The following is a 12,642-nucleotide window of genomic DNA, read 5'->3' as shown; positions in this document are numbered from 1 at the left end:
GCAGGTGAGAAGCTGGACCAGTGTGGCAGATTCGCTCTCGACGACCACGTCGATGAATTGATCCAGGAGTTCGTCGCCTCCGGTGGCGACTATCGCGACTGGCGGCCGAGCTACTCGATAGCCCCGACGGACGTCGTGCCCATCGTCAGGGAACGCGTCGACAAACAGACCGGTGAGGTGCGGCGCAGCGTCGATGCCGCGGTCTGGGACTTCCATCCCGCGTTCATGCGCGACTCGAAACGCCCGAACTTCAACGCCCGTATCGAGACGGTCACCAGCAACGGACTCTGGAAGGGTGCGTTCGCAGCATCCAGAGCCATCGTCCCGATGCGCGGTTACTACGAATGGACCGGCGAGGCCGGCCACAAGCAACCCCATTTCCTGCACTCCGAGGCGGGCGGCCTTCTCGCCGCCGCAGGCATCTACACGGCCAGGAAGGTCGACGACGAATGGGTGGTGTCCACCGCGATCATCACCCGGCCGGCTCGCGACGCATCCGGTGAGATCCACGAGCGGATGCCGGTGTTCCTCGACCGCGATGTCTGGGAGGAGTTCCTCACCCCTGACAAGCTCGACGACGCAGCCAAGGAGCACATGGTGCAGCTTCTGACGGCGGAGTCCGACAAGGTCGCCGGCACGATCACGAGCTACGAAGTCGACCCCAAGGTCAACAGCTCCCGCACCGCCGACCCCGGCGACGCATCCCTCATCGAGCCCACGAAGCCCGCGGCATAGGCCGGCAACGCACCGGGGAAACGCCTGTGGCTGCGCATCCGAGCGCATTGTGCCCCATTCGAGTCCTTCCGTAGCGAAGATCACCTCTCGAGCGTTTAATGCGGGGAACACCGATGGAGAGGACGAACGTGACCACGATTCGAGCGGCCATCAGCCAGACCACCTGGACCGGCGACAAAGAGTCCATGATCGTCAAGCACGAGGGATTCGCCCGCGACGCGGCGGCTCAGGGCGCACAGGTGATCTGCTTCCAGGAGCTGTTCTACGGGCCGTACTTCGGCATCACCGAAGACAAGAAGTACTACTCCTTCGCCGAACCGGCTGACGGGCCGACCGTGCAGCGCTTCGTGGCACTCGCCGAGGAACTGGGCCTCGTGATGATCCTGCCCATCTACGAAGAGGAGCAACCCGGCGTCTACTACAACACGGCCGTCGTCGTGGATGCCGATGGCGCCGTCCTCGGCAAGTACCGCAAGCACCACATCCCCAACCTCGACAAGTTCTGGGAGAAGTTCTACTTCCGTCCAGGCAACCTCGGATACCCCGTCTTCAAGACGGCCGTCGGACCGATCGGCGTGTACATCTGCTACGACCGGCACTTCCCCGAAGGGTGGCGCGAGCTCGGCCTGGCCGGCGCGCAGATCGTCTTCAACCCGAACGCGACCAAACCGGGGCTCAGCAACCGCCTGTGGGAGATCGAGCAGCCTGCCGCTGCGGCCGCGAACGGCTACTTCGTCGCCGCGCCCAACCGGGTCGGCCGGGAAGACAACGAGTACGGAGACCTGGCGGTCGACTTCTATGGATCCAGCCAGTTCGTCGACCCGCGCGGGAACGTCATCGGCGGATACGGCTCGAGTGAGCACGAAGAGCTCGTCATCCGCGATCTCGACCTCGACCTCGTGCGGCAGACGCGCGACGACTGGCAGTTCTACCGAGACCGGCGCCCCGAGTCGTACACGGGCATCCCGAAGCCGTAGGAGACACGATGAAGACGCTCATCACCGGCGGTACCGTGGTCAGCTCGACCGGACGGGCGGCCGCCGACGTGCTCGTCGACGGGGCGACCATCGTCGCCGTCCTCGAGCCGGGCTCGCAGTTGCTGGGCTCCGACCTGAAGGCATCCGTCGACACCGTCATCGACGCCAGCGGAAAGTACGTCATCCCCGGCGGAATCGATCCGCACACGCACATGGAGATGCCGTTCGGCGGCACGAACGCCAGCGACACCTTCGAGACCGGCACCAGGGCAGCAGCGATCGGCGGAACGACGACCGTCATCGACTTCGTCACGCAGTATCCCGATCAGAACGTGCTCGACCAGTACCACCTGTGGCACGAGAAGGCTGCGGGCAACTGCGCGATCGACTACGGGTTCCACCAGATCCTCTCCGACGTGCAGGACTCGTCGCTGATCGCAATGGACGAGCTCGTGAACGAGGGCGTGACGAGTTTCAAGCTTTTCATGGCGTACAAGGGCGTGTTCCTCTCCGACGACGGGCAGATCTTCCGGGCGTTCCAGAAGGGTGCCGAGAACGGCGCGCTGATGATGATGCACGCCGAGAACGGTTCGGTCATCGATGTGCTCGTGCAGCAGGCGCTCGCCGCAGGCGACACCGGCCCCGTGTACCACGGGCTCACCCGCCCGTGGCAGATGGAGGAGGAAGCCACGCACAGAGCCATCATGATCGCCGACGTGGCCGGCACGCCGCTGTATTTCGTGCACGTGAGCGCGAAGCAGGCCGTCGAACAGATCGCCGCCGCGCGCCACCGAGGCTCGAACGTGTTCGGCGAGACGTGCCCGCAGTACCTCTATCTCAGCCTCGAGGACCAGCTGGGCGCGCACAGCGACCGATGGGGCGACTTCGAGGGAGCGAAGTGGGTGGCCTCACCGCCGCTGCGCTCGAAGCACGAGGGACACATCGAGGAGCTCTGGCGCGCGCTGCGCACGAACGAGCTCCAGCTCGTCTCCACGGATCACTGCCCGTTCTGCATGAAGGACCAGAAGGAGCTGGGGCTGGCCAGCTTCGCGAAGATCCCGAACGGCATCGGCACCGTTGAGCATCGGATCGACCTGCTGTACCAGGCGGTCGCGACGGGCAAGATCTCGCTCGAGCGTTTCGTCGAGATCAGCTCCACGACGCCCGCCCGCATGTTCGGTCTGTACGGGCGCAAGGGCGTGATCCAGCCCGGCGCGGACGGCGACGTCGTCGTCTACGACCCGAACGGTCACACCACCATCTCGGCCGCGACGCACCACATGAACCTCGACTACTCCGCGTGGGAGGGCTTCGAGATCGACGGCCGGGTGCACACGGTGCTGTCGAAGGGCAAGGTCATCGTCGACGACGGCGAATACGTCGGTACCAAGGGCGACGGCGTCTTCCTCAAGCGCGGGCTCAGCCAATACCTGGTGTGACGAGAGAGGCATCCGCTCATGGAGTTCGGCGTCGTTCTGCAGACCGATCCGCCCGCGAGCCGGGTGGTGCATCTCGCCGAGCTCGCAGAGCAGTACGGCTTCAGCCACGCGTGGACGTTCGACTCGCACCTGCTCTGGGAGGAGCCGTACGTCATCCACTCCCAGATCCTCGCCCGCACACACCGCATCAAGGTGGGACCCTTCGTCACGAATCCGGCAACACGGGATTGGACGGTGACGGCATCCGTCTTCGCCACGCTCAACGAGCTGTACGGCAACCGCACGGTCTGCGGCATCGGCCGAGGCGACTCGGCCGTGCGCGTCACGAACGGCAAGCCGGTGACGATGGCCGAACTGCGCGAGGCGATCCACGTCATCCGCGAGCTCGCCAACAGCCGGTCGGTCGAGTACAAGGGGTCCACCCTGCGCTTCCCGTGGTCGAAGGGGAGCGAGCTTCAGGTGTGGGTCGCCGCGTACGGACCGCAAGCGCTGAAACTCACCGGCGAGGTCGGTGACGGGTACATCCTGCAGCTTGCGGACCTCGACGTCGCCGAGTGGATGATCCGGGCCGTCAAAGATGCCGCACGCGCGGCAGGTCGCGACCCCGAGTCCCTGGCCATCTGCGTGGCCGCGCCGATGTACGTGGGAACGGATGTCGCCCATCAACGCGAGCAGACCCGATGGTTCGGCGGCATGGTCGGCAACCACATCGCCGATATCGTGCGCCGTTACGGCGAGAGCGGAGGCGCCGTTCCCCAGGTGCTGTCGGACTACATCAGGGAGCGCGAAGGCTACGACTACAACGAGCACGGCCGGGCCGGGAACACCCATACCGCCTTCGTCTCCGATGAGATCGTCGACCGGCTTTGCGTGCTCGGGCCGGCCGAGGACCACATCGCGAAGCTGAAAGCGTTGCGGGAGCTGGGCGTCACCCAGTTCGCCGGATACCTTCAGCACGACGACAAGGAGGAGACCCTGCGGGTCTACGGTGAGACGGTGATTCCCGCCATCCTGGGGCACGTCGCCGCGAAGGGGTAGGCGTCCGCTATCGTCCTGACCCGCCCCTCGACGGTACTTCGGCGAACGCCTGCGTGCCGAGAACGATGGCCAGCTTCAGCCGCTCGGCATCCTCCGTTCCCGGCTGGGCCGAGTAGATCATGATCCGCAGATCATCACCGGCCACGATGAACGTGTCGCAGTCCAGACCGATGCGGCCGGCTTCCGGATGCTCGATGAACTTATGGCGGGAGTGATCCTCGTGCAGCCGCATCTCGCCGTCGTCCCAGAGCTCCGAGAACCGTGTACTTTCCCGCCGGAGCCGGGACACCAGGGCGCGCAGCCTGGGGTCTGCGGGATACTTCGCCGCCGAGAGCCTCAGATCCGCGACGAGCCCGGCCTGCTGATCGAGAAGCTCGTCCGGACCGAGTTCGGCCACCGGGCCGGGCCCGACCATGTTCCGCCACACTCCATTGCGCTGGATGCCCCGCCAGGCCGAGGCGCCGGTGAGCGCGTCGTACGCGGCGTTCGTGACGAGGAGATTCCACATGGCGTCGTACACGGCGATCGGGTTCTCGGAAAGCCGATCCAGCATCCGCTGCACGCTCGGCGGAATGCGCGCCGGGACCAGTTCACGACCGGGAACAGCCAGCCCGGCGAGCCGGAACAGCAGTTCGCGTTCCGGATCGGTCAGGCGCAGTGCTCGTGCCAGAGCCTCGACCACCTGACCAGACGGCGAGGTGGCACGCCCCTGCTCCAGCCTTGTGAGGTAGTCGACGGAGATCCCGGCCAGGGCAGCCAGCTCCTCGCGACGAAGACCTTCGGCGCGTCGGCGGGTGCCGACCGGAGCTCCGACGGTCTCAGGTGCCACCCGATCACGCCAACGCCGAACCGTGCGGCCGAACTCCTGCTGCTCCACGGCTCCAGTCTGCTCCGCGGCACACGCGTTGTCGTGGCACTGCCAGTCCTACGAAGAAGAGACGACTGCCTGCGCGTCGAACCCAGGCAGAGCATTGACCCATGACCACGACACTCATCACCGGGGCCAACAAGGGCCTCGGCAAGGAAACCGCCCGCCGCCTCATCGAACTGGGCCACACCGTCTACATCGGATCGCGCGACGAGCAGCGCGGACGCGAAGCCGCCGACGAGCTCGGCGCCCGATTCGTGCAGCTGGACGTGACGGACGACGTCTCCGTCGAGTCCGCCATGGCAACGATTGCGAGCGAGGGCGGACTCGACGTACTCGTCAACAATGCCGGGATAGCCAAGCGCACCGCGGACGGGCAGGGCGAGGCCGTCGACGGACCCAGCGCGCTCGAGGTGTACGACACGAACGCGGTGGGCATCATCCGGGTCACGGAAGCTGCGCTGCCGCTTCTGCGTCGATCACCCAATCCCGTCGTCGTCAATGTGTCGAGCGCACTCGGCTCATTCTGGGCGACGCACGAGCCATCCCGTCCTGCCTCGCACTATCCGTCGATCGTTTACGGGTCGAGCAAGGCAGCCGTCTCGATGCTCACGGTTCAGTACGCGAAGGTGGTTCCGGAGGTGAAGTTCAACGCCGTCGAGCCCGGCATCACGGCGACCGAGCTCGGTGGGGGAGACCCGGGCAGCCATCCCGGACGCCCTGCGTCCGAGAGCGCAGAGGTCGTCGCCGCGTGGGCGAACATCGGGGTGGACGGGCCGACGGGCACGTTCCAGGAGGATGCAGGCGTGCTCGGCTGGTGAACCCCGCCCGGGGGCCCTACGCGCCGTGGGGGCCCACCCCCGAGGGGTTCCGTAGACGTTCCAGGTGCGGTTTCGAAGCGGTGCTTCGAAACCGGCGAGGGGGGACTTGTCCCTACGGCCCCTCCAACCGCCGCTTCGCGGCGCCCGGGGCCCCTACGCGCCGTGGGGGCCCACCCCCGAAGGGTTCAAGGAGACCCGCACGCGGATGAAATGAGAAGAGCCGGTCCTTTCGGACCGGCTCTTCTCATTTCGTGCGCGAGGGGGGACTTGAACCCCCACGCCCGATAAAGGGCACTAGCACCTCAAGCTAGCGCGTCTGCCTATTCCGCCACCCGCGCGCACTTTCCGGAGGCCGACCAATCGGCCACCGACGTACGAGGTTAGCACGAATCCGATGCCCCTTCCGCCCGCGCCGGAGAGACCGCGGTGGCCGCCGGAGGGGGCGAGCACAGGCATCCGATTGGTCGCCGAGAACCCCCTCCCGGTAGCGTTGCACCCATGACCAACCCGGACGACGCCACCACCAGCGCCGACGGATCGGGAACCGAGCAGAGCCTCGACGAGACGGCGCGCATCGCACGGGATCTCATCCGCATCGACACCACCAACTGGGGCGAAGGACGGGCGAAAGGCGAGACGGATGCCGCAACCTACGTCAGCGAGCACCTCGCCTCCCTGGGGCTGAAGCCCCGGACGTTCGAGTCGCGGCCCGACCGCACCACCGTCGTCGCCCGCGTCGATGGACGCGACCGCAGCAAACCGGCCCTCGTCGTGCACGGCCACCTGGATGTCGTGCCTGCCGACCCGTCAGACTGGACCTTCGACCCCTTCGCCGGCGAGATCCACGACGGACTGCTCTGGGGCCGCGGGGCCGTGGACATGAAGAACATGGACGCGATGATCCTCACCGCGTTGGGCGACATCCTGCGTGCGGGGCAAGCGCCGGAACGCGACCTCGTCATCGCTTTCTTCGCCGACGAGGAGGACGGCGGCCTGTTCGGTTCGCACTTCATGGTCGACGAGCATCCCGACGTCTTCGAAGGCGCCACGGAGGCCATCAGCGAGGTCGGTGGTTACTCCGTCGACCTCGCGGGCACCCGGGCATACCTGATGCAGACGGGGGAGAAGTCCCTGGTCTGGATCCGCCTCGTCGCACGTGGCAAGGCGGCACACGGCTCCCGCATGGTGAATGAGAACGCCGTCACGAAGCTGGCGAAAGCGGTCGTCGCGATCGGCACGCACGAATGGCCCGTGCGTCTCACCGAGACGACGGCCCAGCTGGTCGGCGAACTCGCCCGCCTGCTCGACGTCGACCCGGTCGCGCTGGGGCCGGACGAGGTGGTGCTGCGCAGCGGAACGGCATCCGGTTTCATCCGTGCCACACTGCGCACCACGAGCAACCCCACTCTGCTGAAGGCCGGCTACAAGCACAACGTCGTGCCGGAGCGCGCGGAGGCGCTGGTCGACATCCGCACCCTCGCCGGTGAGGAGGATGACGTGCTGCTGAAGGTGCGCGAGCTCGTCGACGACGACGTCGACATCGAGATCGTGCACCGCGACATCGGTCTCGAAGCGCCGTTCGCCGGCCCTCTCGTGGATGCCATGACGGATGCCCTGCTGTCGCACGACTCCGACGCCGTCGTGCTGCCGTACCTGCTCTCCGGAGGCACCGACAACAAGGCGCTCAGCAGGCTCGGCATCACCGGCTACGGCTTCGCCCCGCTGAAGCTGCCCACCGACATCGATTTTCCCGCCATGTTCCACGGGGTCGACGAGCGGGTTCCGCTCGACGCGCTCGTATTCGGCCGCACCGTGCTGCGCCACCTGCTCTCCACCTACTGACGCCGCCCTTATGGCCCGACCCACCGAAAGGGTGCGATGGATTTCGTCAACGCGCTGATCCTCGGCCTCGTGCAGGGGCTCACCGAGTTCCTGCCCGTCTCCTCGAGCGCGCACGTGCGCATCGTCGGCGAGCTGATCGGCACGGGGGAGGACCCGGGAGCGGCGTTCACCGCCATCATCCAGCTCGGCACCGAGCTCGCCGTGCTCGTCTACTTCTGGCACGACGTCACGCACATCATCGGGCGATGGTTCCTCGCCCTGTTCGGCCGCATCCCGCGGAACGACCCGACGGCGCGTCTCGGCTGGATGATCATCGTGGGCAGCATCCCGATCGTCGTGCTCGGGCTGCTGTTCCAGAACGCGATCGAGACCACGTTCCGCTCGCTCTGGATCGTCGCCGTCACGCTCATCGTGTTCGCGGTCGTGCTGTGGGTCGCGGACTACCTCGGCGCGAAGACGCGCCGCGTCTCAGAGCTGACCTGGGGGCACGCGGCGATCTACGGCATCGCGCAGGCGTTCGCCCTCGTCCCCGGCGTCTCCCGCTCCGGTGGAACCATCTCGGCCGGTCTGTTCATGGGCTACCAGCGCAGCGCGGCCGCCAGGTACTCGTTCCTGCTGGCCATGCCCGCCGTCTTCGGGAGCGGACTGTACGAGCTGTACAAGTCGGTCAAGCATCCGTGCGTGGCGGGGTCGCACGAAGCGACGACGCACGCGTGCACCCCCGAGGTCTTCAACGCGGTCGACACGTTCGGCGCCACGGTCGTGGCCTTCGCGGTCGGGTTGCTCGTGATCGCATTCTTCATGCGCTACATCTCACGACGCAGCTTCCTGCCGTTCGTCGTCTACCGCATTGCGCTCGGCGTGCTCCTGATGATCCTCCTCGGTGCGGGGGTGCTGAATGCCTGAGTCCTGGGTGCGGCCGCAGGTACCGCCCCTCCCCGGCACGGGCAGGCCGCCACGTCTGCACGACACGGCCACAGGCGAAAGGCTCTGCTCAGCGCCAGACGACACCATCGCCAGGCTCTACGTGTGCGGAATCACCCCATACGACGCCACGCACATCGGTCACGCGAGCACGTATCTCGCGTTCGACACGCTGCAGCGGGTGTGGCTGGACGCCGGGCTCGAGGTGCACTACGCCCAGAACATCACCGACATCGACGATCCTCTCCTGGAACGCGCTGAGGCCACCGGCGTGCCATGGCGCGAACTCGCCGATCAGCAGATCGACCTGTTCCGCGGCGACATGACCGCGCTGCGCATCCTGCCGCCCCAGGACTACGTCGCCGTCACCGAGGTGATCGACGAGATCGCGGATGCCGTTGCCCTCCTGCTCGAACGCGGCACCGCCTATCGAGTGCCTACGCCCGACGCGGGTGCCGGCGGCGCCGAGACCGACGACGTCTACTTCGACATCGCCTCGGCGGAGCGCACCAGCCCGTGGCGGATCGGGGAGGAGAGCAACCTCGACCGGGCTGACATGCTCGCCCTGTCCGCCGAGCGCGGCGGTGACCCCGACCGCGTGGGCAAACGGGACGCGCTCGACCCGCTGCTCTGGCGCGCCGCCCGCGAGGGGGAGCCGTCGTGGGCATCGGTGCTCGGCCGGGGCCGGCCCGGCTGGCACATCGAGTGCTCGGTCATCGCGCTCAAGCACCTCGGGCACGACTTCACCGTGCAGGGCGGGGGAGCGGACCTGATCTTCCCGCACCACGACCTCAGCGCGGGCCACGCGGCGGCACTCAGCGGGCATCCGCTCGCGAAGGTCTTCAGCCACGCCGGGCTGGTCGCGTACCAGGGCGAGAAGATGAGCAAGTCCCTGGGCAACCTCGTTCTGGTCTCTGACCTGTTACAGCGCGGTGTGCCTGCCGCCGCCATCAGGCTGGCGCTGCTCGCTCACCACTACCGCGACGAGTGGGAGTGGACGCAGGAAGGACTCGAGGCGGCGCTCCGCCGGCTGGATGCCTGGCGCGGCATCCGTGCCACCACGACCGGTGCCCGCGCGCTCGACGTGCTCGAGCGGGTGCGCGAGCGACTCGCCGACGACCTCGACACGCCCGGCTCGCTCGCGGTGATCGACGACGCGGTGGAGTCAGGAGTCGACGACCCGGCACTCATCCGCGCACTCGTCGACGCCCTGCTCGGCGTCGCGCTCTAAGCGGAGGACTACTCCCGCCGCCAGGGCTCGTCGGGGCCTCTGCCGTCGCCCCTGCCGTCGCCCTTGTCGCGGCCGTCGCCCCGGCGGCGCAGGTAGCGCTCGAACTCCTGCGCGATCGCCTCCCCGCTCGCCTCGGGGGAGTCCACGGTGTCTCTGGCCTGCTCGAGCTGCTCGATGTATGCCGCCATGTCCTCGTCGTCGGCGGCGAGCGCGTCGATGCCGCTCTCCCAGGCGGCCGAATCCGCCACGAGCTCTCCTCGGGGCACCGTCACGTCGATGAGCTGCTCGAGCCTCTCGATGAGGGCGAGCATCGCCTTCGGGCTCGGCGAGTTGTGCACATAGTGCGGAACGGATGCCCACAGCGCCAGCGTCGGGATCCCCACGGTCTCCGCCGCGTCGGCCAGCACGCTGAGGATGCCGACCGGACCTTCGTACGTCGGGCGCTCCACTCCGAGATCGGCACGCACCTGCGGGTTGTCGCTGGAGGCGAAGACGGAGATCGGCCGGGTGTGCGGAACGTCGGCGAGCATGGACCCGAGCAGCACGATGCCGTCGATGCCCGCGGCGAGCGCGGCATCGATGAGCTCGGCGGTGAACGCCTTCCAGCTGCGCGACGGCTCCGTGCCGAGCAGGAGATAGAGGTTGCCTACCCCGCTCCCGCTGGCGTGCGCCTCGGCATCCTCTTCCAGCGGATCGAGGTGGATGCCGGGCGACACCGGCGCGTATACCACCGCGCCCGGCCACTCCAGCCTGCGCCTGCCCTCTTCGTCGGCGGCGAGCATCGGACGGTTGAACTGGAAGTCGTAGTACAGCTCAGGGTCGATGCTCGCGACCGGCACGACATCCAGGGAGTCCTTCAGAGTGCGCACGGCTCCGCTCGCGGCTTCGCCCGCGTCGTTCCACCCCTCGAACGCCACCACCAGGATGCGTCCGTCGAAGATCCCGCTGTCGTTGCTCACGCTTTCGGCTGCTTTCGTCCTCGGCGCCCGGCTGGGCGCGCCTACCCAGAATAGGCCCGGGTCCACGACGACCGGCCGCTGGAGGCCGCCAATAGAATGGATGCTCGTGACCTCCGCCGCCCCCGCCGCCGTCCTCTTCGACATGGACGGCACCCTCGTCGACACCGAGCCGTACTGGATGCGGGCGGAGACCGAGCTCGTCACAGAGCACGGCGGAACGTGGACGCACGACGACGCGCTCGTGCTGGTCGGGTCGGGCTTATGGGAATCGGCGAGGGTCTTCCAGCAGCACGGCGTCGACCTCGACGCTGACACGATCGTCGCGACGCTCACCCGACGTGTGCAGGACCAGCTCGAATCCGATGGCGTGCCATGGCGCCCGGGAGCGAAGGAGCTCCTGCTCGACATCCGGAACAACGGTGTGAAGACGGCGCTCGTGACCATGTCCATCCGCGACATGGCCGAGCAGATCGTGGCACACATCCCGTTCCCCGCCTTCGACGTGCTCGTCACCGGAGACGAGGTCGCCCGGCCGAAGCCGTACGCCGACCCCTATCTCGACGCGGCGCGAAAGCTGGGCGTGCACCCCGAGGACTGCCTCGCCATCGAGGACTCGATGAACGGGCTGGCCTCGGCAGTGGCCGCCGGCACAGTCGCGATCGGGGTTCCGCACATGATCCCGCTTCCGAGCTGCGACGAGCACACGCTGTGGCCGACGCTGGATGGCGTCAGCTTCGCCGACCTGGCCGAGCTGTTCGAGGAGCGGGCGGCGTGACCGCCGGCGAGCTCCCGGCGTCCTCCGGTCCGTTCCGCCCGGGGGACCGGGTGCAGTTGACCGGACCGAAGGGGCACCTGCACACCATCACCCTCGTTCCCGGCAAGGTGTTCCACACGCACAAGGGACCTCTGCCGCACGATGCCATCATCGGCCTGCCCGACGGCTCCGTCGTGGCTAACGAGGCAGGCGTGGAACATCTGGCGTTGCGCCCGCTGCTCACCGACTTCGTCATGTCGATGCCACGCGGAGCCGCGATCGTCTATCCGAAGGATGCCGCGCAGATCCTCGCGCAGGCCGACGTCTTCCCCGGCGCCACCGTCGTGGAGGCCGGCGTGGGTTCTGGCGCCCTCTCGCTGTGGCTGCTGCGGGCGATCGGGCCGCAGGGACGGCTCCTCTCCTTCGAACGACGCGCCGAGTTCGCCGACGTCGCGCGCGGCAACGTCGAGACGTTCTTCGGCGAGCTTCCGAAGATGTGGACGCTCACCGTCGGCGACCTGCAGAAGGAGCTGGCGCTGGCCGCGCCTGACGGCACCGCCGACCGCATCGTGCTCGACATGCTGGCGCCGTGGGAGTGCGTGGATGCCTGTGCCGCCGCCCTGAAACCCGGTGGCGTGCTGCTGTGCTACGTCGCGACCGTCACGCAGCTCTCCCGGGTGGCGGAGGCGATCCGCGGGAGCGGGGCGTTCACGCACCCGATCTCCAATGAGACGATGGTGCGGGGCTGGCACGTCGAGGGTCTCGCCGTGCGGCCGGACCATCGCATGATCGCGCACACCGGCTTCCTGATCAGTGCGCGTCGGCTGGCGCCGGGCACGGAGCTGCCCGAGCTGAAGCGGCGGGCATCCAAGAGCGAATACAGCGAAGACGACGTCGAGGCCTGGACGCCCGGCGCACTCGGTGAACGAGTGGTGAGCCCGAAGAGCCTGCGCAAGCGGGTGCGGGAGGCATCCGAGTCCGCGCGGCTGGCCCGCGAACGCGACGCAGCACCCTCCGACGGCGGAGCCGAGGGACATCAGGCCGTCGACTAGCA

Annotated in this window: 12 protein-coding genes and 1 tRNA gene; 10 read left to right on the top strand and 3 right to left on the bottom strand. The window is 67.8% G+C overall.

The annotated features are described in order from the left end of the window. Window positions 1–12: 12 nt before the first annotated feature. The 4 genes from ACYVII_RS08690 to ACYVII_RS08675 all read left to right on the top strand — a co-directional run bounded on the left by ACYVII_RS08690 (window position 13) and on the right by ACYVII_RS08675 (window position 4,189). On the top strand, window positions 13–735 hold the full coding sequence (locus ACYVII_RS08690) for an SOS response-associated peptidase (RefSeq protein ID WP_460534056.1): 723 nt from the start codon (window positions 13–15) through the stop codon (window positions 733–735). A gap of 128 nt (window positions 736–863) precedes the next feature. Then, a complete protein-coding gene (locus tag ACYVII_RS08685) occupies window positions 864–1,712 on the top strand; it encodes a carbon-nitrogen hydrolase family protein (protein WP_460533949.1) in 849 nt (282 codons plus the stop codon). 8 nt (window positions 1,713–1,720) lie between these two features. Continuing rightward, complete coding sequence (gene hydA / locus ACYVII_RS08680) at window positions 1,721–3,151, top strand: dihydropyrimidinase (protein ID WP_460533947.1); 1,431 nt, start codon at window positions 1,721–1,723, stop codon at window positions 3,149–3,151. 18 nt (window positions 3,152–3,169) lie between these two features. After that, window positions 3,170–4,189, top strand: coding sequence for an LLM class F420-dependent oxidoreductase (locus ACYVII_RS08675; protein ID WP_460533945.1), 1,020 nt, complete (start codon window positions 3,170–3,172; stop codon window positions 4,187–4,189). A gap of 7 nt (window positions 4,190–4,196) precedes the next feature. On the opposite strand, the gene ACYVII_RS08670 is transcribed toward ACYVII_RS08675, so the two are convergent. Further along, the gene (locus ACYVII_RS08670; protein WP_460533943.1) at window positions 4,197–5,066 is read right to left on the bottom strand and encodes a helix-turn-helix transcriptional regulator; all 870 of its coding nucleotides are present in this window, start codon (window positions 5,064–5,066) and stop codon (window positions 4,197–4,199) included. Window positions 5,067–5,167: 101 nt separating this feature from the next. Between ACYVII_RS08670 and ACYVII_RS08665 the strand changes: the two genes are divergently transcribed. After that, complete coding sequence (locus ACYVII_RS08665) at window positions 5,168–5,878, top strand: Rossmann-fold NAD(P)-binding domain-containing protein (protein ID WP_460533941.1); 711 nt, start codon at window positions 5,168–5,170, stop codon at window positions 5,876–5,878. Window positions 5,879–6,130: 252 nt separating this feature from the next. On the opposite strand, the gene ACYVII_RS08660 is transcribed toward ACYVII_RS08665, so the two are convergent. Next, window positions 6,131–6,216 (bottom strand) — tRNA-Leu (locus tag ACYVII_RS08660). A 160-nt stretch (window positions 6,217–6,376) separates the two neighbouring features. Here ACYVII_RS08660 and ACYVII_RS08655 point away from each other — a divergent pair. From ACYVII_RS08655 to mshC, 3 genes are read left to right on the top strand one after another with little or no spacing between them, the layout of a single operon-like run. Continuing rightward, the gene (locus ACYVII_RS08655) at window positions 6,377–7,720 is read left to right on the top strand and encodes a M20/M25/M40 family metallo-hydrolase (protein WP_460533939.1); all 1,344 of its coding nucleotides are present in this window, start codon (window positions 6,377–6,379) and stop codon (window positions 7,718–7,720) included. A 36-nt stretch (window positions 7,721–7,756) separates the two neighbouring features. Beyond that, the gene (locus ACYVII_RS08650) at window positions 7,757–8,626 is read left to right on the top strand and encodes an undecaprenyl-diphosphate phosphatase (protein ID WP_460533937.1); all 870 of its coding nucleotides are present in this window, start codon (window positions 7,757–7,759) and stop codon (window positions 8,624–8,626) included. Further along, window positions 8,619–9,875: a cysteine--1-D-myo-inosityl 2-amino-2-deoxy-alpha-D-glucopyranoside ligase gene (gene mshC, locus ACYVII_RS08645; protein ID WP_460533935.1), complete on the top strand. Its 1,257-nt coding sequence runs from the start codon at window positions 8,619–8,621 to the stop codon at window positions 9,873–9,875. The genes ACYVII_RS08650 and mshC overlap by 8 nt, the downstream gene beginning before the upstream one ends. 8 nt (window positions 9,876–9,883) lie before the next feature. Here the strand turns inward: mshC and ACYVII_RS08640 are convergent, their stop codons facing one another. After that, entirely contained in the window at window positions 9,884–10,834 is a 951-nt protein-coding gene (locus tag ACYVII_RS08640; protein WP_460533933.1) for a PAC2 family protein, read from the bottom strand. Window positions 10,835–10,940: 106 nt separating this feature from the next. Between ACYVII_RS08640 and ACYVII_RS08635 the strand changes: the two genes are divergently transcribed. Together ACYVII_RS08635 and ACYVII_RS08630 are read left to right on the top strand one after the other, a co-directional pair. Then, complete coding sequence (locus ACYVII_RS08635; protein ID WP_460533931.1) at window positions 10,941–11,609, top strand: HAD family hydrolase; 669 nt, start codon at window positions 10,941–10,943, stop codon at window positions 11,607–11,609. After that, window positions 11,606–12,640 carry a tRNA (adenine-N1)-methyltransferase gene (locus ACYVII_RS08630; protein ID WP_460533929.1) on the top strand — a complete coding sequence of 345 codons (1,035 nt, stop codon included), beginning with the start codon at window positions 11,606–11,608 and terminating at the stop codon, window positions 12,638–12,640. Before ACYVII_RS08635 ends, ACYVII_RS08630 begins: the two co-directional genes overlap by 4 nt. The last annotated feature ends 2 nt before the right edge of the window (window positions 12,641–12,642 follow it).

It is taken from the genome of Humibacter ginsengiterrae (assembly GCF_054780115.1).
This window is presented reverse-complemented; position numbering and strand designations above follow the sequence as displayed.

Excerpts from the sequence above, each read along its gene's own strand:
- ACYVII_RS08650 (WP_460533937.1), top strand. The coding sequence starts at position 7,757 with ATGGATTTCGTCAACGCGCTGATCCTCGGCCTCGTGCAGGGGCTCACC.
- hydA (WP_460533947.1), top strand. The coding sequence starts at position 1,721 with ATGAAGACGCTCATCACCGGCGGTACCGTGGTCAGCTCGACCGGACGG.
- ACYVII_RS08675 (WP_460533945.1), top strand. The coding sequence starts at position 3,170 with ATGGAGTTCGGCGTCGTTCTGCAGACCGATCCGCCCGCGAGCCGGGTG.
- ACYVII_RS08665 (WP_460533941.1), top strand. The coding sequence starts at position 5,168 with ATGACCACGACACTCATCACCGGGGCCAACAAGGGCCTCGGCAAGGAA.
- ACYVII_RS08655 (WP_460533939.1), top strand. The coding sequence starts at position 6,377 with ATGACCAACCCGGACGACGCCACCACCAGCGCCGACGGATCGGGAACC.
- mshC (WP_460533935.1), top strand. The coding sequence starts at position 8,619 with ATGCCTGAGTCCTGGGTGCGGCCGCAGGTACCGCCCCTCCCCGGCACG.